Genomic DNA, 23,961 nt, shown 5'->3' on the forward strand with positions numbered 1-23,961 from the left:
TATTTGCGACGAGCTTGAAAGCCGCCAGGAGGACCCGACCCGTGCAATCCCATCCGCCTGCGATGTTCCTCGCCGACAGCCTGGGTCTCGATTTCATCAATTCGATCGCGACCCCCGTCGACACGCCGGTTGACTGGATCGCCGACGGTGACGGCCTGTTGCGCTGGCTCAAGCAGGCGGAGCTGGTGGCTCCTGATGTGCTTGACGCTTTGAAGGGGCGCGCCGTTACCGGCGAGCTCGACAAAGTCGCCGCCCAGGCCCGCGATTTGCGCGAATGGTTCCGCGGCTTCGTGCGCAAGCATATGGGCCGGCCGCTCTCCGCGCGTGCGCTGAGGGAACTCGAGCCGCTGAACCGGCTGCTCGAACGCGACGAAACCTTCAGCCGGATCGTGCCGCATCGCGAGCACGATCAGAGTGGCTTTGCATTGGACCGCACGCGGCACTGGCGCTCGGCCGAGGCGCTACTGCTGCCGATCGGCGAGGCGATGGCGAAGGTCGTCTGCGAGGAGAGCTTTGTCGACATCAAGGCGTGCGAGGGTCCGGCCTGCACGCTGATGTTCGCCGATCACACCCGCGCCCGCGCGCGGCGTTGGTGCAGCATGGCGATCTGCGGCAACCGCGCCAAGCAGGCCGCGCACCGGCAGCGTTTGAAGGAAAAGGGCTGAGACCACCAAACCCAACGAAGAAGGAGTTCAGTCAAATGGCACTTCCCTTGATCGTCTTCGACGTCAACGAGACCCTGCTCGACCTCGACACCATGGAGCCGGTGTTCGCGCGCATCTTCAACGACCAGAGCGCGATGCGGCTCTGGTTCGCGAACTTCATCATGTACTCCGCATCGCTCACCGTAGCCGGCTGCTACGTGCCGTTCACCGATATCGGCGCCGCCGTGATGAAGATGCTGGCGGACACCCGCGGCATCAGGATCACCGACGCCGACAAGCAGGAGCTGACCGAAAAGTTCTCCACCATGCCGCCGCACAAGGAGGTGCCGGCGGCGCTGCGCAAGCTGCGCGGGGCCGGCTTCCGCCTGTTCACGCTGACCGACAATCTGCTGGAGGTGCAGACCCGCCAGCTCACCAATGGCGGCATCGTCGATCTGTTCGAGCGCCGCTTCTCCGCCGACGGCGTCAAGCACCACAAGCCGTCGCGCCAGGCCTATGGCTATGTCGAGAAGGAGCTCGGCGCCAAACCTGCCGACTTCTGCCTGATCGCGTGCCACACCTGGGACACGCTCGGCGCGGTCGCCGCCGGCTGGGAGGCCGCGCTGATCAAGCGCCCCGGCAACGATCTGCTCGGCGTCGGCCCGCAGCCGCAGGTCGTGGGCAGCGATCTCAACGATGTCGCGGACCAGCTGATCAGCCGCTACGGCGCGAAAACGTAACGCTTTCCGCGTGATGCATCGGGCGCCGGCGGGAACCGGGCCCGATGCATGCGAAAGCGCATAAAACCGGAATGAAATCCAGAACGGTTTTCAACCATGTCCCTTGAGTGTTCCTCAACTTCCACGTCCGATGCTCGCTGGCGCCGAACGCACACACGAGGAGCGCCAGGATGCCGGCCAAGGGACTGAAGACTGCGAGCAAGCCGCAAGCGCCCGAGCGCGAGGATGTCCTGAACGCGCACGCCATCTCGACGCTGAGCGCGGGCGCCGTCAGCGCGATGAGCGCAGTCGGAGCCGCCGTGATCAAGAAGCACAAGGCCGCGTTGGCCAGGAATGCCGACTGGTTCTGGCACATGTTCGCGAAATGCGAGGCCAAGGCCGCGCGCCTCGCCGAACAGGCTGCGCACGATCCCGCCGGCTGCGGCGACGCCACCTTCATCGAGACCTATGCCAGGCAATTGCCCAAGCTGATGACCGTGGCGCTCGACGCACACGAGAAGGCCTTGAAGCCGAAGTGACGTGACAGCGGCGATGATCTCCCCCTGATTCGTCGTCCTGGCCTTCTCCGGGACGACGATGTGGAAACGCCGGCGCGCAGGGCTGCCATGCGCGTCGCAACCAATCGCTGAACCATCCGTATCTGTCCGGCGATTTCTTGATGCGGGACGTCCGATGGTGAAGCACCTTATTTCCGATGAAGAGAAATGTGACCTGTGTAACGGGACCGGCTTTCCCAAGGTGAGCCAGCCGAGCGAGCCGGGGCGCAAGGTCTATCCGGAGCCTTGCAAGAAGTGCGGCGGCAAGGGGCGGATCAAGAAGGCCAGCTGGGGCAAATAGCTTCTCTTGCGCTGAACGCGGCGGCAAGAGGCCGGCTCCGGCGCTTTCCAGCTCTATGTGATGCGTGTGTGAGGTCAGTCACGGCCGAAGCGAACGCCGTGCGCCATTGATAGCGCCATGAACGGGATGCCCCGTCAACCATGGAGCTGACAATGACCCCCTCTGTTGCGACCCTTGTGACTGATGACAGCGACCTCGCGTTGGCGCCGGCGAGCGATCACGCTGCCGCATCCCTCGCGCCCGCAGCGCCGCAGCGCCAGTTCTGGGAGACCGAGCACACCCGCCCGGATTTCGAGCCCTCGAACGAAGCCGCGCCCGAACTCGTCGCCGCCACCAGGAATTATCTCGGCGAGTGCATGCGCCATCCCTATCTGCCGGTCGCCGAGATCCGCGCCAAGCAATTTGCCCGCATCAAGGAGCTGGTCGAGCTCGCCTACCGCGAGATCCCGGTCTATCGCAACAAATACGATGCTGCCGGCTTCAAGCCCGAGCATCTGCGCGACTATGACGACATCCAGAAGATTCCCGTCATCACCAAGCCCGAGCTGGTCGCCGCTTTTCCGGACCAGTGCGTCAACAAGAAGTACAAGCCGGAACACCTGTTCCCGACCCGCTCGTCGGGCTCCTCGGGCCAAACGCTCCTGATCCGCGTCGACTATGACGCCGTCATCACCGACACCATCCAGGGCGTCCGCCAGTTCGCGATGCAGAGCGGCGGCAACTACCGCGCCGAAGATCTCTTGACGCATGTCTACACCGTGCCGTGGTGGTTCGACTCGATCGGCGGCGACTATCCGACCGCCTTCATCTCGAACCTGATCCCGCCCTCCCGCGTCGCCCAGCATCTGCGCTATCTCGGGCCCAAGGTTCTCTCGCTCTATCCGTCGAGCCTGGATGCGCTGATGCCGCATGTCGACGAATTCCGCTCGACGCTCAATCTCGCGGTGACGCATTCGGAATATTCCTCGAAATCGGCCCGCGCAGAATGGTCGCGCCAGCTCGGCGTGCCCGTGCTCGACGAATACTCCTCGGAGGAAGCAACCCGCATCGCGCTCGAGATGCCTGATGGACAGTATTACGTCTGCGAGGACACCGTGCATCTCGACGTGCTCGATCCCATCACGATGCAGCCGCAGACAGCCGGCCAGTCCGGCATCGCCGTCATCACCAACCTCCTGAACGAAGCCATGCCGTTCATCCGCTACGTCCAGGGCGACTACATCACCCTGCCGGAGAAGCCATTGGCGTCCGACATCAACTGGTCGCAGATCGCGAGCATCGACGGCCGGCTCAACGACGCCTTCGTCAATCGCGACGGCCGCAAGGTCCCCGCCGGCAGCATCCTGGATGCGACCTATCGCTGGATGTTCGACTGCAACCTGCATCTGGCGCAGTTCGAGATCGTGCAGCTTGGCGTCGATCGGGTCGATGCGAGGGTCGTGCTCGGCCAGGATACGCCGCTGGCGCGGCTCAATGCCTCGGTTGCGCATCTGGAGGACCTGCTCGCGGCCTGCCTCGAGCATCCGGTGCAGGTGAAGGCCCACGCGCTCGACGTGTTCCCGGCTCGTGTCGGCAAGCGTCGCCCGATCCGCCGTGAGATGGCGTAAGCCGCTGAACGCGGGGAGGATAGTGCCATGACCCAGTCGTTGAACCGTATCGCTGCCATGACGGCGCGCTATTATTACATCCTGCGCTCGTCATGGCTCCGGCTGCTCGAGATCGTCTACTGGCCGGCGATGCAGATGATGGTGTGGGGTTTCCTCTACACCTACCTCTATCAAAGCAAGTCGGCGATGGCGTCCACCGCCGGCCTGCTGCTCGGCGCGGTGCTGCTCTGGGACGTGCTGTTCCGTGGCCAGCTCGGCTTCACCTTCACGTTCCTGGAGGAGATCTGGTCGCGCAACCTCGCGAACCTGATGATGTCGCCGCTCAAGCCGAGCGAGCTTGCCGCATCGCTGATGCTGATGAGCCTGTTCCGGCTGTTGATCGGCACCATCCCGGTGACCGTGCTCACGCTGCTGCTGTTCGACTTCAACATCTATGCGCTCGGACCGGGACTGATCGTGTTCTTCCTCATCCTGGTGCTGACCAGCTGGGCGATCGGCCTCGTCGTCGCCGGCCTCGTGATCCGCCAGGGTCTCGGCGCCGAAAGCCTGGCCTACTCGGTCATGATCGTGCTGCTGCCGCTGTGCTGCGTCTACTATCCCGTCGAGGCGCTGCCCGCCTGGCTGCATCCGATCGCCTGGTCGCTGACACCGACCTATGTGTTCGAGGGCATGCGCGCCGTGCTGCTCGACGGCAGCTTCCGCGTCGACCTCGCAATCGAGGGTCTCGCGCTCAACGTCGTCTATCTCGCTCTCGGCTTCACAACGTTCGTCGTCCTGCTGCAGAGTGCCCGCCATCGCGGCGGCCTGCTCACCATGGGCGAGTAAGGGAGGATACTTTCATGAGCCGCATCATGCCATTCATTCCGGGCAAGCGCCCGACTGCTGCACCGGCGAATGTCACCCCGGTGCAGGACAACGCTCCGACGCAGGTCGCAACCGATGAGGCGCCGGCCATCGCGGTGGAAGACCTCTGCAAGCAGTACCGCACCCATTGGGCGGTCGACGAGGTCAACTTCATCGTGCCGAAGGGCTGGACCGTCGGCCTGCTCGGCGGCAACGGCGCCGGCAAGACCACCACCATCTCGATGATCATGGGCCTCGTGGTGCCGACCTACGGCCGCGCCATGGTGCTCGGCCACGACATGGCGACCCAGCGCCACCAAGTGCTGAGCCGGATGAACTTTGAAAGCCCCTATGTCGCGCTGCCGGGACGGCTCACGGTGCGGCAGAATTTGATGGTGTTCGGCCGGCTCTACGGCGTACAAAACTTGAAGCAACGCATCGAGGAGCTGATCGAGGATTTCGAGCTTGGCGACGTGCTCGACCGCGCCACCGGACGTCTCTCCGCCGGCCAGAAGACCCGCGTCGCGGTGGCGAAGGCGCTGATCAACGATCCCGACGTGCTGCTGCTCGACGAGCCGACGGCATCGCTCGATCCCGATCGCGCCGAATGGGTGCGCAGCCGGCTGCGCGCCTACCAGGCGCGCCGCGACGCCACCATCCTGCTGTCGTCGCACAACATGACCGAGGTCGAGCAGCTCTGCGACTTCGTCGTCATCATGAGCCGCGGCCGCGTCGTCGCGATGGGCAAGCCGCGCGAGCTCGCCGAGCGCTTCCAGTGCCGCGATCTCGACGAGGTCTTCATCTATCTGGCGAGGGTCGCGTGATGCCGTTCTCCTTCAAGCGCCGTGCGGACCTCGCGCAAGCGGTCTACATCAAGGTCAGGCAGGAGCGCCGCACTGACGCACCCGCCCGCGAAAGTCTGCTCGACCAGGCCTTCGGCCCCGGCCGTTTCGCCAAGGCCTCGGAGCGGTTGCGCGAAGGCCGCACGCCCGCGCTGTCCCTCGTCGCACGCCGCGCCGGCCGCCTCGTCGGCACGGTGCGGCTGTGGCCGGTGACGACGGCCTCCGGTCACACCTGCCTGCTGCTCGGCCCGCTCGCGGTCGCAGCCGATGTCAGGTCCTACGGCATCGGCGCGTCGCTGATGCGGCAGGCCTTGCACGAAGCAGCCGTGCTCGGCCATCGCGCCGTCGTCCTGGTCGGCGACGCCGCCTATTACACCCGCTTCGGCTTCTCCGCCGACAAGACCGGTGCACTGCGCATGCCTGGCCCCTACGAGCGCGACCGCCTCTTGGCCTGCGAGCTGGTGCCCGATGCGCTGACCGGCGCCCGCGGGCTGATCACGGCAACGATCCCGCCACGCTCGCGGCTGTCGCAACTGATCGACCGCGTCGGCGAGGCGGCGATCGCACAGCCTGCGTGATCGCGACGAGTGAGATGGGCACAAACCATACCCAATGTCGTCCCGGCGCAGGCCGGGACGACATTGGAGAGGGCAGAGCGTAAAACCCATACTGTAGTCCTGGCTTTCGTCAGGACGACAGCTGGGGGATGTGGTGCAAGCCGGCATCACGCCGCCTTCCGCTTTCCTCGTGCCACACGCTTCACCGCGCCCTTCGTCCCATCCCCCTTCGTCCGCAGTGCCTCCGCCGCCAGCGCGACCACTTCCGCGATCTGCTGCAATTGGCCGGCGAGCGGGCTGGTCTTGCGCCAGACCATGCCGATGGTGCGCGACGGCTGCGGGTTCTTGAAGCGTGCGACGGCAACTGGGGCCGAACGCGTCTCCACCGTGACGGCCATTTCCGGAATCAACGTGACGCCGATGCCGGCACCGACCATCTGCACCAGGGTCGAGAGCGAGCTTGCGTCGAGCACCTCGCGCGGCGGGAACGATTGCATGTTGCAGAACGACAGCGCCTGGTCGCGGAAGCAGTGGCCTTCCTCGAGCAGCAAGAGTCGCATCTCGCGCAGCATCTCGGCGCTCGGCACCGGCGTGTCGGCATCCTCGCCCGGCCGCACCAGCAGAAAATTCTCCGAGAACAGCGCGACCTCGGTCAGTGACGGTTCCGACACCGGCAGCGCAACGATCGCGGTGTCGAGCCGGCCTTCTGCGACCTCCTTGATCAGCTTCGGCGTCAGCGTCTCGCGGACGTGGATATCGAGCTCCGGATGCAGCCGCGCCAGATTCTCGATCACCTTGGGCAGCAGATATGGGGCAATCGTCGGGATCATGCCGACGCGCAAGCGGCCCGCGAGCCGGTCGCGCGAGGCGCGCGCGAAGTCGCCGAGTTCGTCGACCGAGCGCAGGATGTCGCGGACGCGACGCAGCAGGTCCTCGCCGAACGTCGTCAGCCTGACCTGCCGCGCATTGCGCTCGATCAGCACGCCGCCGACCGCCTGTTCCATCTCGCGGATCTGCATCGACAGCGCGGGCTGCGACACCGAGCAGGCGTCCGCGGCACGGCCGAAATGGCCGTGGCGGGCCAGCGCATCGAAATACCTGAGTTGCCGGAGTGTGACGTTTATCATCAGATTATCTTATTGGTCCGATCATTAAAGTCAATTTCACCTGATGGATTGGCGCGCGTAGAATCGTTCTTGGAAGAGCTCCAGCCCATTCCAAAATCCATCACCTCGGAGAAGAAACATGGATGCAAAAACCGACGAAGGCGCGGGGAAATGCCCGTTTGGTGCGAGCCCTCGGGCGCGCACGAACCGTGACTGGTGGCCTGAGGGGCTCGACATCCAGTCGCTGCACAAGAACTCGAGCCTGTCCGATCCGATGGGCAAGGACTTCGACTACGCCAAGGCGTTCAAGACCCTCGATCTGACCGCCGTGATCAAGGACCTCACGGCCCTGATGACGGACTCGCAGGAGTGGTGGCCGGCCGACTACGGTCATTACGGCGGCCTGATGATCCGCATGGCCTGGCACTCGGCGGGCACCTACCGCATCACCGACGGCCGCGGCGGCGCCGGCGCAGGCCAGCAGCGTTTCGCGCCGCTCAACAGCTGGCCCGACAACGCCAGCCTCGACAAGGCACGCCGGCTGCTCTGGCCGATCAAGCAGAAGTACGGCAACAAGATCTCGTGGGCCGACCTGATCGTCCTCACCGGCAACGTCGCGCTGGAATCGATGGGCTTCAAGACGTTCGGTTTCGCGGGCGGCCGCGCCGACGTGTGGGAACCCGAAGAGCTGTATTGGGGTCCGGAAGGCACCTGGCTCGGTGACGAGCGCTACAGCGGCGAGCGTCAGCTCTCCGAGCCGCTCGGCGCAGTGCAGATGGGCCTGATCTACGTCAACCCGGAAGGTCCCAACGGCAAGCCCGACCCGGTCGCCGCGGCAAAGGACATCCGCGAGACGTTCTTCCGCATGGCGATGAACGACGAGGAGACCGTCGCCCTGATCGCCGGCGGCCACACCTTCGGCAAGACCCATGGCGCCGGCGATCCGTCGCTGGTCGGTCCGGAGCCGGAGGCGGGTGCGCTGGAAGACCAGGGCTTGGGCTGGAAGAGCGCGCATGCCTCTGGCCTCGGCGCCGACGCGATCACCTCCGGCCTGGAGGTGGTCTGGACCCAGACGCCGACCAAGTGGAGCAACTTCTTCTTCGAGAACCTGTTCAACTACGAATGGGAGCTGGAGAAGAGCCCCGGCGGTGCCAACCAATGGGTGGCCAAGGGCGCGGACGCGGTCATTCCGGATCCGTTCGATCCCAAGAAGAAGCGCAAGCCGACCATGCTGACCACCGACCTCTCGCTGCGCTTCGATCCGGCCTATGAGAAGATCTCGCGCCGCTTCCTGCAGCATCCCGATCAGTTCGCGGACGCCTTCGCCCGCGCCTGGTTCAAGCTCACCCATCGCGACATGGGCCCGATCGTGCGCTACCTCGGCCCGCTGGTGCCGAAGGAGACGCTGATCTGGCAGGACCCGGTACCGGCGCTCGATCACGAGGTGATCGGGGACGCGGATATCGAAGCGCTGAAGGCGAAGATAACAGCCTCCGGCCTGTCGGTCTCCGAGCTGGTGTCGGCGGCGTGGGCCTCGGCGTCCACCTTCCGCGGCTCCGACAAGCGCGGCGGCGCCAACGGCGCCCGCATCCGCCTCGCTCCGCAGAAGGACTGGGAGGTCAACGAGCCGGCGCAGCTCAAGGGCGTGCTGGGCAAGCTCGAAGCCATCCAGAAGGAGTTCGGCAAGAGGGTCTCGCTGGCCGACCTGATCGTGCTCGGCGGTGCCGCGGCGATCGAGAAGGCGGCGAAGGATGGCGGCACCAACGTGAAGGTTCCGTTCACGCCGGGCCGCATGGATGCCTCGCAGGACCAGACCGACGTCGACTCGTTCGCGCCGCTCGAGCCGCGGGCTGACGGCTTCCGCAACTACACCTCGGGCAAGCATCAGTTCATGATGCCCGAGGAGGCGCTGGTCGACCGTGCACACCTCCTGAAGCTGACCGGGCCGGAAATGACGGTCCTGGTCGGCGGCCTGCGCGTGCTCGGCGCCAACGCCAAGAAGTCCAAGCATGGCGTGTTCACCGCCAAGCCGGGGACGCTGACCAACGACTACTTCCTCAACCTGCTCGACATGAGCACGAAGTGGGACCATGTCGGCGAGGGCGTCTATGAGGGCCGCGACCGCAAGAGCAATGCGGCGAAGTGGACCGCGACCCGTGTCGACCTGATCTTCGGCTCGCACTCGCAGCTGCGGGCGCTCGCCGAGGTCTACGGCCAGTCGGACTCCAAGGAGAAGTTCGTGAAGGACTTCGTCGCCGCCTGGGCCAAGGTGATGAACCACGACCGCTTCGATCTGGTCGGCCACAAGTAAGGCCGATGCAACAAGCCGGAAACGGCGTCAATATCTCAGGGCGGCACTTCGGTGGCGCCCTGATTCATTTCAAGGCTTGCAGAAGGACTTTTCGGACTTTGCGCGATCACCTCAATCGTGCAGCTTCATGTCCCGGATCATCTCGTCGACCTCCGCCTGGGTCGGAGCTGGCGACGGCTGCGACGCGCTGCTCGCGCTGTACGGCGCGTCGCATTGCGTGCTCGCGTGCGGAGATTGAACGATCGCGGTCAGGCTTGCCCAGCAAACCAAAAGCGCGACCGTCCAGTCCAGTAGATTGGGTGCGGTCATCGCGGCACCTGCATCAGCGTTGTCATGCGCCAATGGTGCAGCCGGCGCAGGCCCTGCGCAATTCGGAAGGCGCGAACCGTAACTTCGGCGCTGCCGAGCGACGCCGTCGCTATTTTCCGATGCGCTCGCCGCTTCGTTTCTCCCTGCGCCAAACGATGACGTCGCCGCGGCCGCCGGCAACGGCTGTGGTTAACGGATTTCGACCCGGGACGAGTTTCCTCAAATGCCCGCAGCCGTTTTATCCTTGGTTCAGCATGATCTGCATTGTTGCGCCGGTAGTTTCCCGGTCTGTGCTTGAACAAGCCGCCTTTGGCAAGAAGGCCGTAACGCCGAGCATGGCAGCTTGCTCCCAGTTGGAGCGATGTCGGATGATTGGAACCCGCCAGGAATTGGGAAAGACCCGCCTTGCGCTGTGGGCGTCGGGGTTCGTGCTGCTGGCGTGCCTCGCCATTCTGGCGTTGAGCGGTTGGCACGAATGGCAATCGCGCCGCGTCGACCTGAAGAACGCAGAAGTCGACGTGACCAACCTCGCCCGGTCGTTGACGCAGCAAGCCGAGGACACCTTCGATCTCGCCGACACCATTCTCACCGGCATGGTCGATCGCCTTGAAACTGGCGGAACCGATGCTGCGGGGGTCGCGAAGCTGCGGACCTTCCTGCAGCAGCGGCGCTACAACCGGCAGCGCATCCACGGCATCTTCGTCTACGACGAAACCGGTCGTTGGATCGCCACCACCGAGCAGGTCGACCTCGCCGGTCTCAACAACAGCGATCGCGACTATTTTCAGCATCACCGCGCCTCGCCGGACCGCGGCGACTACTTCGGCCGTCCGGTCAAGAGCCGCTCGGGCGGCCAGTGGGTCATTACCGTCTCGCGTCGCTTCGACCATCCCGACGGCAGCTTCGCCGGCGTTGTGTTGACCACGATCGATGTCTCCTACTTCGTGCGCTTCTACGAAGAGTTCGACGTCGGTCCGCACGGCTCGATTTCGCTGCTCAGTGCCGACGGCATCATGCTGGCGCGGAGTCGAGACGTGGACGGCGTCTATGCCGGCCGCGACATGTCGGACTCGCCGCTGTTTCGTCAGCAGCACCGCCTGCCCGCCGCCAGCGTCTACTACTTCACGTCGCCGCTCGATGGCCGGGCGCGCCTGAGCTACTACCAGCGCAGCAGCCGCTTCCCCATCGTGGTGCTCGCGACCAAGGCGCGGGACGATGTTTTGGCGGACTGGCGGCGGGAGGTCGTCACCCGTACCGGGATCGTGGCCGGCTTGATCCTGCTCATCGCCGGAATCGGATTCTATCTGGTCAAGCAGCTGCTGCAGCGGCAGCGCATGGCGGCGGCCCTGATCGCCAAGGAGGCCGACTTCCGTCTGCTTGCCGAACAGTCCAGCGACATGGTGATGCGGATCGGACTCGATGAATGCATTCGCTACGTCTCGCCATCATGCGTCCGGGTGATCGGCTGGCCGGCCGACAAGTTGCTCGGGATGCCCGCGCTTGCCGGCGTGAACGCGGAAGACCGGCCGCGCGTCGAACAGACGATCGCGGCACTCAAGGCCGCCGAGGCCGACGAGGCGCGGATCGTCTATCGCAACCGCCACCGGGAGAAGAACGAGATCTGGGTCGAGACGGCGCTGCGCGTCACGCGCGCGCCCGACACCGGGGCGATCGACGGCGTCGTTGCGATATCGCGCGATGTGACCGAGCAAAGGGATCTGCAAGACAAGCTCGCCGCGCTCGCGATCTCCGATGGTTTGACCGGCCTGTTCAACCGTCGCCACTTCGATGAGCGGCTGGCGGATGAATGGGCACGCGCCCGGCGTGACGGCACCCCGCTGTCGCTTCTGTTGATCGATATCGATCATTTCAAGCGCTACAACGACCAATATGGTCATCAGGCGGGCGACGGCTGCCTGCGCGCCGTGGCGCGCGTTCTCGCCGCGCAGGCGCAGCGGCCCGCCGATCTTGCCGCCCGCTATGGTGGGGAGGAATTTGTCCTGCTTCTCCCGAACACCGACGCCGAAGGCTGCGCGCTTGTCGGCGAGCGGGTCCGCGAAGCACTGCACGAGCTCGGGATGCTGCACGGACAAAATCCACCATCTCGCATCGTGACGGCGAGCCTCGGCGGCGTGACCAGCCATCCATCGCAGACCGTGAGCGATTCCGGCCCGCTGCTGGCCGCGGCAGATCGGGCGCTCTATGCCGCCAAGGACGGTGGCCGCGACCGTCTGGTGATGTCCGGACAGGTGGTCGCGCTGTCGGCCAGGAGCGCGTAGGGTATACTGCAGCTATCCTGCCGTCCGCGCCCGCCGCCCTTCGATCGGATAGGCCGGATCGTTGAACCCGGGCGTCGAGGGATGGCCGGCGACGACGAGGCGATCGATCAGCGCCTCGTCCTCTGCGGTGAATTTGTAGTCGAGCGCGCGGATGTAGTCGTCCCATTGCGCTTCGGTGCGGGGGCCTGCGATCACGGCGCTGACGAACGACGAGTTCAGCACCCACGACACCGCGAACTGCCCCGCGGTGATGCCGCGGCTTTCGGCGTGGCGCTTGATCTCCTGCGCGAGCTGCAGTGACTCCGGCCGCCACTCGGTCTGCATCATGCGCTTGTCGTTGCGCCCCGCACGGGTGTCGGCGGGCGGTGTCGCGTCGGGCGCGTATTTGCCGGTCAAGACGCCGCGCGCCAGCGGGCTATAGGGCACGATGCCGAGGCCGTAATAGGCACAGGCCGGAAAATGCTCGACCTCGGGCATCCGGTTCATCGCGTTGTAATAGGGCTGGCTTGCGATCGGGCGGTCGATGCCGAGCCGATCGCAGATGTTGCAGATCTCGGCGACGCGCCAGGCGCGGTAGTTGGAGACGCCGAAATAGCGCAGCTTGCCGGCGCGGATCAGGTCGCCGATCGCGCGCACGGTCTCTTCGAGCGGCGTCGCATGGTCTTCCTTGTGCAGATAGTAGATGTCGATGAAGTCGGTGCCGAGCCGCTTCAGGCTGGCGTCGGCGGCCTGGAACACCCAGCGCCGCGACAGCCCGCCATGGTTCGGATCGTCGCCGATCGGATTGGCGAGCTTGGTCGCCAGGATCCAGTTCGACCGGCTGTTGGCGATGGCGCGGCCGACCACCTCCTCGGACTTGCCGCCATTATAGGCGTCGGCGCTGTCGATGAAGTTGATGCCGGCCTCGCGCGCCTTCGCGACGATCCGCGACGAGGTGGCCTCGTCGGTCGGTCCGCCGAACATCATGCTGCCGAGGCAGATCGGCGAGATCTTCAAGCCGCTGCGGCCGAGTTGACGGTATTGCATCGGGTTGCTCCCTAGCTCTCGTTCTTCAGAATCTTGAACACACCATTGGCCATCGCGATGCAGCGCTTGTCGACGGTGATTTCAGCCGTGATGAAGATCAGGCTGCGCGTCGAGCGCACCACGCGCGGCCGCGTGGTCAGGATCTCGCCGATCTTGCCGGCCTCGACGAAATGAGTATCGAGCTGCACGGTCGCGAGCGTCGGCCTGCCCGAGACGAACCGCGCGGCCATGCCGCAAGCGCGATCGGCGAAGGTCATGATCACGCCGCCCTGCACGAGGCCGCGGCGATTGTGGTGCTTGTCCTCGGTGATGAGCGCGAATTCCGGCGCATCACCGGCCATGCGCTGCCACATCGGGCCGACCAGCTGCAGGAAGCCGGTGGTGTCGACGAGCGTCCAGCCGTCGGATTTGAGCTTGGCTTCGGCCGTCGTGTGCTGGTCCATTGCTTACCGATGATTGATCGCAGGAGACATGTCTTGGGGCACATTTCATCAAACGCGGTTGTGTTGTAGTCAAGATCAATGGCCCGCACATTTGACGATGCCACCCGGCGGAATATCGCAGAGCTCTGCACGACGTTCACGCGGCTGGCGCCGGCGGACGCCGTGCCCGATCTGAAGCGCGCTGCGGTCGCGATTGCGCTGACCGAGGACGATGACGGCGTCGGCACTGCATTCCTCCTGACCCGCCGCAGCGCCAGCCTGCGCTCGCATCGCGCGCAATGGGCGCTGCCGGGAGGACGCTGCGATGCCGGCGAGACGCAAATCGCGGCCGCGCTGCGCGAGCTACACGAGGAGCTCGGGCTCGCGCTGTCCGAGCGTGACGTGCTCGGCATGCTCGACGATTATCCGACGCGCTCCGGCTATCTGATCACGCCGGTCGTGGTCTGGGCCGGCGCGCACGCCGCGATCACAGCGAATCCGGACGAGGTCGCGTCCGTGCATCGGATCGCGCTCGATGCGATCGAGGCCGATGACGCCTTCAGCTTCGTCTCGATCCCGGAGAGCATCCGGCGCGTGATTCGCTTCCGCCTCGGCAGTGCGCACATTCACGCGCCGACCGCCGCGCTGATCTATCAGTTCCGCGAGGTGCTCGCCGGACGCCATACCCGTGTCGCCGATCTGGAGCAGCCGGTGTTCGCGTGGAAATGAGCAAGGAAGCAGCCCCAGCGGCGATATGCCCGTTCAATTCCGGGCTGACTTCGCGGCCGCGCTTGCTACAAGGGAGCCATGCGCCAGCAATTGATTCGCCTCTCGCCTGGGTTCGTCGCGCTCGCGCTGGTCGCGGGCGTGCCATCTGTGTTGGCGAGCGAGACCCGCGTGTTGCCGCCCGCCACCGCCAACGCAATGGCGCAGGCGGCATCGCCGCAGGCGATCGCCGACTATCGCCGCAAGCTGCAGGAATATCAGCAGGCGCGCGCCGCCTTCGAGCAGGACGCCGGCGCCTATTGGAACGCGATCGCCGACAAGCGGCGCACCCGCAATGCCAAGCGCCGCGACCGCGTGCAGATCACGCTCGACGATTACGTGCTGGAGCAGCCGCCGGTGTATGAGGGGCCGAAGCGGCCGGTCAATCCGGAGCCGGAAGAGGAGGGCGGCAGGCCGCCGCGCAGACCGCTGCCGGTGGTAGCGGATTTCATCCGCGCCGCAGCCGAGCAATACCAGTTCACGCCGCAGCGACCGGCCAATGAGGTCGAGTTCAAGCGCGCCTACGCCCGTTATGCGCGCGCGGCAGGGCTGACGCCGGAGCAGGCGGTGCGGGTCTATTCGTTCGAGACCGGGGGCACCGGAAGTTACGACGTGCAGGCCGGCATCGAGCATGGCGGCAAGCACGCCATCTCCACCGCGATCGGCTACAACCAGCTGCTCACCACCAACACCGTCGAGCTATTGGCCGAACAGGGTCATGAATTCGTGCGCGAGCTTGCCGAGCGGGTCGCAGCGACACAGGGCCCGGCGCGCAAGGCGATGGAGCACAAGCTGGCCGTGCTGAAGAAGATGGTGGCGTTCACCCGCACCGTGCCCGACGACTGGTCGGCGCATGCCAAGCTCGCCGACACCGCGCAGGGCTGGGCCTGTCACGCCATGACGCTCGACATCGACGTCGGGCCGATGCTGCAGACCCACAAGCTCTTGACCTCGGTGATCTTCGCCCGCGCCAAGGGCTACAATCGCGCGCTCACTGCGGCCGAGCTCGAGATGATGAACCTGACCGGCGACGGTACCGGGCTCGACATGGTGACGATGCCACAGGCGACGCGCGAGCAGGTGCCGACGACGAACTTCTTCCAGCGCTCCGGCTACGAGCGCAACCCGGTCGCGATCCGCCATAACACGGTGGCGAAGCTGCTCGCGGTCACCAACGAGCGGATGGACGTCAACAGCGGCAAGCCCGGCGCCCGCGAGCTCGCTGCCGCATTCTGATCCTGCTAGAGCGCAAGGACGTCAGTTCGGGCCGAACATGAACTTGCCGCTGCCCTCGAGATAGGGGCCGGAGCGCATGTAGAGCTGGCCGTTCTGGCCGATGAAGAACAGCGTGCCCTTCGGCACCTTCTTGGCGCCCTTCAGCAGCGTGCCGGCATTGTTGGTCCCCATCTTGTAGGCGAAGGTCTTGCCTTCCTTGTCGTAGGCGTAGCCCATGTCCGGCTTCAATTCCCACGGCGCGGCCTCCTGCGCGAAGGCGGATGTGGACAGCAGCGCAACGGCAGCTGCCGCGAAAAAGGTCTTCACCAAAAAGGTCTCGGTTGAAAAATTCGTCATGGTCCACCTCCCGGCCGAAATACGGCGTCGTCCCAACCCTTTGAACAAATCACGAACGCTGCGGAGCCGTCAATACAACATTGTGGTGCGGTCGCTCACGCGCATCCGCGACTTTGTGATTTCCTGCGTCACACCTGACGACTATGTTCGCGTTACCGTTTACAACCGCTTTGATTTCCAGAAACACAGTTCGGGATGGCCAGGATGAACCACGTCATGAAGATCGGTTTGGGTGTCGCTCTCGCATGCGTGACGCTGGCTTCGGTCGCGCGGGCTGACGATTTCAAGCTCTCCAACAACCAGCGGATCTCCTGCAGCCGCGGCCTGTCGGCCGGCAAGCTCAACACCGCGACCTGCAAGTCCTACGCCTATCTGTTCAACGCCAAGACCTCGGAATACTTCCGCTGCCAGGTCTCGCTGGCGCTGACGCGGGACAACAAGGAGGTCATCAACGTCCAGGCCGATGGCGGCTGCACCAAGAAGCCGCGCATCTTCGACACCGACGGCAATTATTCGTTCGATGCCACCGAGACCGAGCCGCCGAACACCAACTCGTTCTTCGGTCCCGGCGGCTATGCGATCTGGGCGGCCGACAACAACACCCAGAAGATCCGCGGCTGCATCACCATCTCGTCCGGTCTCGGCTCCGATATCTCGAAGTGCCTGGATATGACGTTTCAGTGACGTCCGGCCGTACGCGAGCCTTACTGATCGAGCTCCGCGCCTGACGCCAGCGACACCCGGGAGCGTGCGAACTTCTTGACGCTCATCGGTCTGCCGAACAGGTATCCCTGGACCAGATCGAAATCCAGATCGTGCGCGGCGAGGAAATCGGCGCGCGTCTCGACGCCCTGCGCGACGACGCGCGCGCCGCTGTCGTGGGCGAGCTCGACGATCCGGCGGCACACCGTCTGCTTCAGCCGCTGATCCGCGCAGCCGGTGACGTACTGATGGTCGACCTTGACCTCGACGAAGGGGAAGTTCGGCAGTCCGAGCAGCGATGGCCAGTTGGCGCCGACATTGTCGATCGAGATTGCGATGTTGTGCAGGCGCGCGCGCCGGGCGACGTCGATCGCGAGATCCAGATTGTCGACCACCTCGGTGCTGTCGATCTCGATCAGGAGGCCGTTGAAGGCCGGATGATCCGGCATCCGGTAGCAGAGTTCGCGCACCGCGTCGGCATCGGCGAGGAAGGAGATCGGCAGGTTGATCGAGGGGCTGACCGGCCCGATCTGCTCCAGCAGATAGCGCCAATCCTCGATCACCCGCTCGATCACGAACTGGGACAGCGCGTGAAAATGCGGGTCGCTTTCGTCGGGGATGAAGTAGGCCGGCGGCACCACGCCCCAGGCCGGATGGCGCATCCGGATCAGCGCCTCGGCGCCGTGCGGCACCAGCGTCCGGAGATGGATCTTCTGCTGGTACCACAGCTCGAGCCAGCCGGCCTTCAGCGCTTCCGGCACATCGACGGCGGGGCTCGGCGCAGGTTCGATCGGCATCAGTGACGCAAGACTGTCACGAAGGGTTCCGGCGCTGAACGGCGTCGAGAGCGCGGGCAGCATGGCAACGCCGTACTCGTCGCCGATCTGCCTGACGGCCTTGACGACGATCGAGTCCGGTTGCCCGATCACGAGGACCTTGCCGCCGAAGTCCTTTGTCACCAAAGTCTCGAGAATTTTACTGACTTCGATGCCGTCGACGGAGACGCCGAGCACCAGAAGATCGGGCCGTTCCGCGTCCAGCACGGCGTCGAGATCGGCGGCCTGGCCGCATTCCGAGGTGATGAAGCCCAGGTCTTCCAGCGCGTCCGCCAGGAAGGTGCGAAGGTGCTTTTTGCCGTCCGCGATGCAGGCGCGCGGTGTCAGCTTGCGATGTCCGAACCAGCCGGCTCGCATGTGTCCGATGTGGCTGATGTGATTCATGCCCCGCCTTTTCTTGGAGTTACCCCGACGCAAGTCGTACATCCACGGGGGGCGGCAATCATGGAAATTTCGGGATTATACATACGTTGCCTTGCTAACCTTAAAGCCGCCAATTCGAATCAAATTGCACCCGGATCCGCGCTTTGCACTGCGGTCACACGCGCAACAAATGCGTCATCTGGCGTTCATGAGCGCGGCTGCGGCCGACTTCGCTCCGCCGGCGGAGATCGGTCCCGTGTGCCATCGGGAGACGGCGTTAATGACTATGTTGTTGCGTCGATGTCGGCGTGAAATCTGCACCATTGTCGGACACGGATCGCCGCGCGAGGACGTCGTGTCATCCGCCCTGCGTCGCCAACGCGGCTGAGCCCGAGGTCTCGGCAGGCGTCCGCAACGTTTCCGGCATCAGGGCGCAATAGCCGATCAGTCCGACAGCTGCGATCGCCGCGAGGAACAGAAACGCCGCGCTGTAGCCGGCGTGCACGATGATGAATCCGGCAACCGCGGTGCTCAGCGCGCCGCCGAGGCCGGTTGCCGTCGCGATCGCGCCCTGGCTGACGTTGAAGTGCCCGGTACCGTGCGTGAGGTCGGCGACCACGAGCGGGAACAGCGCGCCGAAGATGCCGGCGCCGATGCCGTCGAGCAGCTGCACCGACACCAGCCAATATGGATTGTCGGAGAGCGGATAGAGCGCGCCGCGTATCGCCAGCACGGCGAGCGCCACGGCGAAGATCGGCTTGCGGCCCCAGACATCGGCCTTGTGCCCGACCAGGATCGCAACCGGCACCATCACGATCTGCGCCGCGATGATGCACACCGACATCAGCGTGGTGCCGAGGTTGCGGTTGACCAGCGCCAGCTTCTGCCCGACCAGCGGCAGCATCGCCGCATTGGCAAAATGAAAGATCACGGTGGCGACCGCAAAGATCAGCAGCGGCCTGCAGGTGACGAGCACGCGAAAGCCGGATGGCTGGTCGTGCGCCGCACCGCCGCCGTCAGCGACGTCGTCGAGCCCGCGCGCCACCTGATGGTCGATCGCGGTTGATGGAATCGAGAGGGTCGCGGCGATGCTGGCAAGCGCCATCGCGGCGAGCAGCCAGAACACGACGATCGGTCCGAACCAGTAGGCGGTGCCGCCGGCGATTGCGGCGGCGGTGGCGTTGCCGGCGTGATTGAAAGCCTCGTTGCGGCCGGTCCGCGCCGTGAACGCCTTGGGGCCGACAATGCCGAGCGTCACCGCGGCGATCGCCGGCGCGAACACCGAGCCCGCGGCGGCCGCAAGCGCCTGGGTCGCCGCGACGAGGACGAAGCGATCGAGCAGCGGGAGCACGAGGCAGGCGACAGTGACGGCGATCGCCGCCGCAACCATCAGGGCGCGCTTGGCGCGGCTGCGGTCGATCAACGCGCCCGCCGGCGTCTGGGCGAGAATGGCGGCGATCGCCGCAATCGACATCACGCTGCCGATCGAGGCTTCGTCCCACTTGCGCTCGGTCAGGAGATAGATCGCGAGATACGGGCCAAGCCCGTCGCGCACGTCGGCGAGGAAGAAGTTCAGCGCATCGAGCGCGCGTCCAACGGGCGTTGCGGATGGCTGCAAGTAATACCTCGCTGCGGGCTCGCGCACCTCAACTCGCGTGCAAGCGGAGAGTTCCCGATCCGTCGCCCGTTGCTGGCATGCAGAATTCCGTGCGCATGCGTCATTTAGATGGGTTGACCCGGCGGGCGTGTCCAGCCAGTTTCCCGGGCGGGCTCATGGGGAGAATTTTTTTGATGCATTCGAAGTTGATGGCGGCTGCGATCGCGGCCGCCAGCGTTCTGTCGGCGCCATCTGCGCAGGCCGAGCAGTTCATTAACGTGCTGACGGGTGGGACCTCCGGCGTCTATTATCCGCTCGGCGTCGCGATGGGGAAGATCTTCGGCGACAAGATCCCTGATGTGAAGAGCCAGGTGCAGGCGACCAAGGCCTCGGTCGAGAACCTGGTGCTGCTGCAGCAGGGCCGCGGCGAGATCGCCTTCACGCTCGGCGACTCGCTGAAGGCCGCCTGGGAAGGCGACACCGAGGCCGGCTTCAAGACCAAGCTCGACAAGCTGCGCACGATAGGGGCGATCTATCCGAACTACATCCAGATCGTCGCGACCGCCGAGAGCGGCATCAAGACGCTCGCGGACCTCAAGGGCAAGAGCCTGTCGGTGGGCGCGCCGAAGTCCGGCACCGAGCTCAATTCGCGCGCGATCCTGGCGGCTGCCGGCATGAGCTACAAGGATCTCGGCAAGATCGAATACCTGCCGTTTGCCGAGTCGGTCGACCTGATGAAGAACCGCCAGCTCAATGCGACCCTGCAATCCGCCGGCCTCGGCGTCGCCTCGCTGAAGGACCTGTCGACCTCGACCGACATTGCGGTGGTTGCCGTGCCGAAGGAGATCGTGGACAAGATCGGTCCGCCTTTCGTCTCGGTGATGATCCCGGCCAACACCTATGCCGGCCAGGACAAGGATGTTCCGACCGCGGCGGTCGTGAACTATCTCGTCACCTCGAGCGCGGTATCGGACGATCTCGCCTATCAGATGACCAAGCTGGTCTACGAGTCGCTGCCGGAGCTCGCCAACGCGCATGCCGCGGGCAAGGAGATCAAGCTCGAGACCGCCGCAACTGGCAGCCCGGTGCCGCTGCACCCCGGCGCGATCCGCTATTACAAGGAGAAGGGCCTGATCAAGTAGGGCCGTTCACAACGACGATGTCATGGCCGGGCTTGACCCGGCCATCGATCTTTCTAAAGATTTTCTTTTTTGATGGATGCGCGGGTCGAGCCTGCGCATGACGTGCGGCGGATTCGGCCCAGTGCGGCGTCGGCGGCACGGCGGGGGACTCTTTAAATGCAACAGCAGGCCGAGGGTGTTGAGCCCGTCAAGGTCGAGTTCGACAATTTCGAGCATGGCTTTCCGGAAGGATTCGGACCCGGCGGCTGGGGCCATCTTGCCTATGCGATCGGCCTCGCCTTCGCGATCTTCCAGCTCTATGTCGCGGCGTTCAATTACCTGCCGAGCCAGGTGGTGCGCGGCGTCCATGTCGGCTTCCTGATCCTGCTGAGCTTCGGCCTGATCGGCAATTTCACCGCCAAGACCGATTTCGGCCGCGCGCTGAGCTGGATCGTCGGTAGCGCCGGCTTCCTGTGCGGGCTCTACCAGTGGATCTTCTACGCCGACCTGATCGCCCGCGACGGCGATCCGACCACCACCGATCTTGCAGTCGGCACGCTGCTCGCGGTGCTGATCTTCGAGGGCACGCGGCGGCTGATGGGCGCGGCGCTGCCGCTGATGTGCGGCGCCTGCCTGTTGTACTGGTTCTTCGGGCAGCATCTGCCGTCGCCGTTCAACCATCGCGGCTATGATTTCGATCAGATCGTCACCCATCTTTCGTTCGGCACCGAGGGCTTCTATGGCGTGCCGATCTACGTCTCGGCGACTTACATCTTCCTGTTCATCCTGTTCGGCTCGTTCCTCGAGCGCGCCGGCATGATCCAGCTGTTCACCGACGTCTCGCTCGGCCTGTTCGGCCGCACCCGCGGCGGGCCGGCCAAGGTCGCGGTGTTCGCCTCGGGCATGATGGGCACCATCTCGGGTTCGGGCGTTGCCAATGTCGTCACCGTCGGCCAGTTCACGATCCCGCTGATGATCAAGTTCGGCTATCGCCGCGCCTTCGCCGCCGGCGTCGAGGCGACGGCGTCGATGGGCGGCCAGATCATGCCGCCGGTGATGGGCGCGGTCGCCTTCATCATGGCCGAGACGCTGGGCGTGCCCTATTCGGAGATCGTCAAGGCGGCGGTGATCCCGGCGATCCTCTACTTCGCCTCGGCGTTCTGGATGGTGCATCTGGAAGCCGGCAAGCACGGCCTGGTCGGCATGAAGCGCTCGGAAACCCCGAGCGCCTGGAAGGCGCTGGTGGCGCGCTGGTACCTGGTGTTGCCGCTGGCGGCGCTGGTCTACATGCTGTTCGAGGGCTTCACGCCGCTCTACGCCGGCAGCATGGGGCTCGCGCTCACCGTGGCGCTGATCCTCGGCGCCAGCATCACGCTCGGCTTCTCCAACACGTCGATCCGTACCATCTTCTGGATCGGGCTGGGGTTGGTGGTGGCCGCGGTCTCGCACAAAGGGCTCGAGATCGTCCCGGTTGCCTGCGTCGTCGCCGGCCTGATCGCGATCGCCGCGATCACACGCGGCGGACGCGCCACGCTCGCCGCCTGCCGCGATTCGCTCGCCGACAGCGCCAAGTCGGCGCTGACCGTCGGCATGGCCTGCGCCATCGTCGGCACCATCATCGGCATGATGACGCAGACCGGCGTCGGCACCATCTTCGGCAGCTGGATCATCGGGCTCGGCGCCAAGAGCCTGTTCCTGGCCCTGATCATGACCATGCTGCTGTCGATCCTGCTCGGCACCGGCATTCCGACGATCCCGACTTACATCATCACCGCCGCACTCGCCGCGCCTGCGCTGGCGAAGCTCGGCGTGCCCCTGATCGCGAGCCACATGTTCGCGTTCTACTACGGCATCATGGCCGACCTCTCGCCGCCGGTGGCGCTGGCCGCGCTCGCGGCGGCGCCGATCGCCAGGGAGAATCCGGACAAGATCGGCTGGGAGGCAATGCGGATCGCGCTTGCCGGCTATGTCATCCCCTTCATCTTCGTCTACTCGCCGGCGCTGATGCTGCAGACCAATGATCCGATGGCCGCGCAGCTCGGCTTCTATGGCGCGGTCGCGCTGGCGAGTTTCAAGGCGCTGGTGGCGATCGCGTTGTTCGGCATCGTCGCGATCGGCTTCCTGTTCACGCGGCTGAGCTTGATCGAGTTCGCCGTCGCCTTTGCCGGCGCGCTCTGCCTGCTCGGCGATTTTCCGTTTTCCGATACGGCCGGCTTTATGCTCGCAGCAGGGCTCGTGCTGTGGCAATGGCGGCAGCGCTCGCGCAACGCGGTGGCGGCGGCTTGAGCCTCTGCCTCGCATCATCAGGCGTCGTGAAGACGCTGTCGATTGCGGTCTTCACGCTGGCCTGGACGCATTCGATCGAGAAGACCGCCTGGCAGGAGGATTGGCGGGTCACATCTGCCGGCCTCGAATTGACGCAGGCGCGCATCAAGGGGTTTGGCGCCGGCATGGAGCCGCCGCCGGAGGCGCGGCTCATCGATGGCTGGTTTCAGTGGGCGCCGCCACCAGCGCTGCGGCCGGAGGTCGTGCTCGGCAACTCCGGTGCCGCCGGCGAATGGCATCTGTGCCAGGCGGGACACTGCCAGACGCTGTCGGAGATTTTCGGGCATCCGATCGGTGCTAATGTCACCACGATGAGCGTGTGCAAAGAATAACAAGGGAGAAACCGATGGATCGGCTCAAGGGCAAGGTGGCGATGGTGGTCGGGGCGGGCTCGATCGGGCCGGGCTGGGGCAATGGCAAGGCGACCGCCGTTACCTTTGCGCGCGAGGGCGCCAGCGTGTTCTGCGTCGATCGCAACGGGGCCGCGGCCGAAGAGACGGTGAAGATCATCACAGGCGAGGGCGGCAAGGCGACCGCGTTCACCGCCGATGTCTCGCGTGCCGCCGAGGTCGAGGCGATGGTCGCGGCCTGCCTGAGGACTTATGGCCGCATCGACGTGCTCGACAACAATGTCGGCATCGCCGAGGTCGGCAGCGTCGTCGAGGTCGCGGAAACGGAATGGGACCGTGTGTTTGCCGTCAACCTCAAGAGCGCGTACCTGTCGATGAAGCACGTCATCCCCGTCATGATCGAACAGGGCGGCGGTTCGATCATCAACATCTCCTCGATCGCCTCGATCCGTCATGTCGGCATTTCCTATGTCAGCTACAACGCGAGCAAGGCCGCGATGAACCAGATGACGCGCTCGACCGCGGTCGAGTTCGCGTCCAAGCATGTCCGCGTCAACGCGATCCTGCCCGGATTGATGAAAACGCCGATGGTCGAACATTCGGCTGGCCTGGCGCAGAGCTACGCCAAGGGCGACGTCGAAGCGATGTGGCGCGCCCGCGACGCGCAAGTGCCGATGGGGCATATGGGCGAAGCCTGGGACGTCGCCAACGCCGCGCTGTTCCTGGCCTCGGACGAATCGAAATATGTCACCGGCATCGAGCTCGTGGTCGACGGCGGCATCACCTCGAAGTCGGGTGCCTGAAGTC

General features: G+C 65.1%; 24 protein-coding genes. 17 read left to right on the forward strand and 7 right to left on the reverse strand.

The window, feature by feature from the left end:
* The first annotated feature begins 62 nt into the window (after nt 1–62).
* The 8 genes from IC762_RS04210 (at nt 63) to IC762_RS04245 (ending at nt 6,091) form a co-directional block, all read left to right on the forward strand.
* Nucleotides 63–665 (forward strand): CGNR zinc finger domain-containing protein, encoded by a 603-nt coding sequence (locus IC762_RS04210; RefSeq protein WP_195789985.1) that lies wholly within the window; start codon nt 63–65, stop codon nt 663–665.
* A gap of 35 nt (nt 666–700) precedes the next feature.
* Nucleotides 701–1,384 carry a haloacid dehalogenase type II gene (locus IC762_RS04215; RefSeq protein WP_195787396.1) on the forward strand — a complete coding sequence of 228 codons (684 nt, stop codon included), beginning with the start codon at nt 701–703 and terminating at the stop codon, nt 1,382–1,384.
* Nucleotides 1,385–1,554: 170 nt separating this feature from the next.
* A complete protein-coding gene (locus IC762_RS04220) occupies nt 1,555–1,902 on the forward strand; it encodes a hypothetical protein (RefSeq protein ID WP_195787397.1) in 348 nt (115 codons plus the stop codon).
* Between the two features lie 154 nt (nt 1,903–2,056).
* Complete coding sequence (locus IC762_RS04225; protein ID WP_195787398.1) at nt 2,057–2,221, forward strand: hypothetical protein; 165 nt, start codon at nt 2,057–2,059, stop codon at nt 2,219–2,221.
* Between the two features lie 152 nt (nt 2,222–2,373).
* Entirely contained in the window at nt 2,374–3,828 is a 1,455-nt protein-coding gene (locus IC762_RS04230) for a phenylacetate--CoA ligase family protein (RefSeq protein WP_195787399.1), read from the forward strand.
* A gap of 27 nt (nt 3,829–3,855) precedes the next feature.
* Entirely contained in the window at nt 3,856–4,653 is a 798-nt protein-coding gene (locus IC762_RS04235) for an ABC transporter permease (RefSeq protein ID WP_195787400.1), read from the forward strand.
* Nucleotides 4,654–4,667: 14 nt separating this feature from the next.
* Entirely contained in the window at nt 4,668–5,495 is an 828-nt protein-coding gene (locus IC762_RS04240) for an ABC transporter ATP-binding protein (RefSeq protein ID WP_246801416.1), read from the forward strand.
* On the forward strand, nt 5,495–6,091 hold the full coding sequence (locus tag IC762_RS04245) for a GNAT family N-acetyltransferase (protein ID WP_195787401.1): 597 nt from the start codon (nt 5,495–5,497) through the stop codon (nt 6,089–6,091). The genes IC762_RS04240 and IC762_RS04245 overlap by 1 nt, the downstream gene beginning before the upstream one ends.
* Before the next feature lie 146 nt (nt 6,092–6,237).
* Here the strand turns inward: IC762_RS04245 and IC762_RS04250 are convergent, their stop codons facing one another.
* Nucleotides 6,238–7,197 carry a hydrogen peroxide-inducible genes activator gene (locus IC762_RS04250; RefSeq protein WP_195787402.1) on the reverse strand — a complete coding sequence of 320 codons (960 nt, stop codon included), beginning with the start codon at nt 7,195–7,197 and terminating at the stop codon, nt 6,238–6,240.
* A gap of 118 nt (nt 7,198–7,315) precedes the next feature.
* Here IC762_RS04250 and katG point away from each other — a divergent pair, with 118 nt between their 5' ends.
* Complete coding sequence (katG, locus tag IC762_RS04255) at nt 7,316–9,487, forward strand: catalase/peroxidase HPI (RefSeq protein WP_195787403.1); 2,172 nt, start codon at nt 7,316–7,318, stop codon at nt 9,485–9,487.
* A gap of 111 nt (nt 9,488–9,598) precedes the next feature.
* On the opposite strand, the gene IC762_RS04260 is transcribed toward katG, so the two are convergent.
* On the reverse strand, nt 9,599–9,829 hold the full coding sequence (locus IC762_RS04260; RefSeq protein ID WP_246801417.1) for a hypothetical protein: 231 nt from the start codon (nt 9,827–9,829) through the stop codon (nt 9,599–9,601).
* Nucleotides 9,830–10,164: 335 nt separating this feature from the next.
* Between IC762_RS04260 and IC762_RS04265 the strand changes: the two genes are divergently transcribed.
* A complete protein-coding gene (locus IC762_RS04265) occupies nt 10,165–12,075 on the forward strand; it encodes a sensor domain-containing diguanylate cyclase (RefSeq protein ID WP_195789988.1) in 1,911 nt (636 codons plus the stop codon).
* A gap of 12 nt (nt 12,076–12,087) precedes the next feature.
* Here IC762_RS04265 and IC762_RS04270 read toward each other — a convergent pair whose 3' ends face one another.
* Nucleotides 12,088–13,101 (reverse strand): aldo/keto reductase, encoded by a 1,014-nt coding sequence (locus tag IC762_RS04270; RefSeq protein ID WP_195787404.1) that lies wholly within the window; start codon nt 13,099–13,101, stop codon nt 12,088–12,090.
* 11 nt (nt 13,102–13,112) lie between these two features.
* Complete coding sequence (locus IC762_RS04275) at nt 13,113–13,544, reverse strand: PaaI family thioesterase (RefSeq protein WP_195787405.1); 432 nt, start codon at nt 13,542–13,544, stop codon at nt 13,113–13,115.
* 78 nt (nt 13,545–13,622) lie between these two features.
* On the opposite strand from IC762_RS04275, the gene IC762_RS04280 reads away from it, so the two are divergent.
* Nucleotides 13,623–14,252: an NUDIX hydrolase gene (locus tag IC762_RS04280; protein ID WP_195787406.1), complete on the forward strand. Its 630-nt coding sequence runs from the start codon at nt 13,623–13,625 to the stop codon at nt 14,250–14,252.
* Between the two features lie 78 nt (nt 14,253–14,330).
* A complete protein-coding gene (locus tag IC762_RS04285) occupies nt 14,331–15,524 on the forward strand; it encodes a hypothetical protein (protein WP_195787407.1) in 1,194 nt (397 codons plus the stop codon).
* A gap of 21 nt (nt 15,525–15,545) precedes the next feature.
* Here IC762_RS04285 and IC762_RS04290 read toward each other — a convergent pair whose 3' ends face one another.
* Nucleotides 15,546–15,860 carry a hypothetical protein gene (locus tag IC762_RS04290; RefSeq protein WP_195787408.1) on the reverse strand — a complete coding sequence of 105 codons (315 nt, stop codon included), beginning with the start codon at nt 15,858–15,860 and terminating at the stop codon, nt 15,546–15,548.
* A gap of 204 nt (nt 15,861–16,064) precedes the next feature.
* Here IC762_RS04290 and IC762_RS04295 point away from each other — a divergent pair, with 204 nt between their 5' ends.
* Nucleotides 16,065–16,544 carry a hypothetical protein gene (locus IC762_RS04295; protein ID WP_195787409.1) on the forward strand — a complete coding sequence of 160 codons (480 nt, stop codon included), beginning with the start codon at nt 16,065–16,067 and terminating at the stop codon, nt 16,542–16,544.
* A gap of 20 nt (nt 16,545–16,564) precedes the next feature.
* Here IC762_RS04295 and IC762_RS04300 read toward each other — a convergent pair whose 3' ends face one another.
* A complete protein-coding gene (locus tag IC762_RS04300) occupies nt 16,565–17,782 on the reverse strand; it encodes an EAL domain-containing response regulator (protein WP_195787410.1) in 1,218 nt (405 codons plus the stop codon).
* A 337-nt stretch (nt 17,783–18,119) separates the two neighbouring features.
* Nucleotides 18,120–19,379: an MFS transporter gene (locus tag IC762_RS04305; RefSeq protein ID WP_195787411.1), complete on the reverse strand. Its 1,260-nt coding sequence runs from the start codon at nt 19,377–19,379 to the stop codon at nt 18,120–18,122.
* A 173-nt stretch (nt 19,380–19,552) separates the two neighbouring features.
* Here IC762_RS04305 and IC762_RS04310 point away from each other — a divergent pair, with 173 nt between their 5' ends.
* The 4 genes from IC762_RS04310 to IC762_RS04325 all read left to right on the forward strand — a co-directional run bounded on the left by IC762_RS04310 (nt 19,553) and on the right by IC762_RS04325 (nt 23,957).
* Entirely contained in the window at nt 19,553–20,500 is a 948-nt protein-coding gene (locus IC762_RS04310; protein ID WP_195787412.1) for a TAXI family TRAP transporter solute-binding subunit, read from the forward strand.
* Between the two features lie 156 nt (nt 20,501–20,656).
* Entirely contained in the window at nt 20,657–22,765 is a 2,109-nt protein-coding gene (locus IC762_RS04315) for a TRAP transporter permease (protein ID WP_195787413.1), read from the forward strand.
* The gene (locus IC762_RS04320; protein WP_195787414.1) at nt 22,726–23,136 is read left to right on the forward strand and encodes a DUF1850 domain-containing protein; all 411 of its coding nucleotides are present in this window, start codon (nt 22,726–22,728) and stop codon (nt 23,134–23,136) included. The genes IC762_RS04315 and IC762_RS04320 overlap by 40 nt, the downstream gene beginning before the upstream one ends.
* 14 nt (nt 23,137–23,150) lie before the next feature.
* The gene (locus tag IC762_RS04325) at nt 23,151–23,957 is read left to right on the forward strand and encodes an SDR family NAD(P)-dependent oxidoreductase (RefSeq protein WP_195787415.1); all 807 of its coding nucleotides are present in this window, start codon (nt 23,151–23,153) and stop codon (nt 23,955–23,957) included.
* Nucleotides 23,958–23,961: the final 4 nt, after the last annotated feature.

Source organism: Bradyrhizobium genosp. L, from assembly GCF_015624485.1.
Lineage (GTDB): Bacteria > Pseudomonadota > Alphaproteobacteria > Rhizobiales > Xanthobacteraceae > Bradyrhizobium.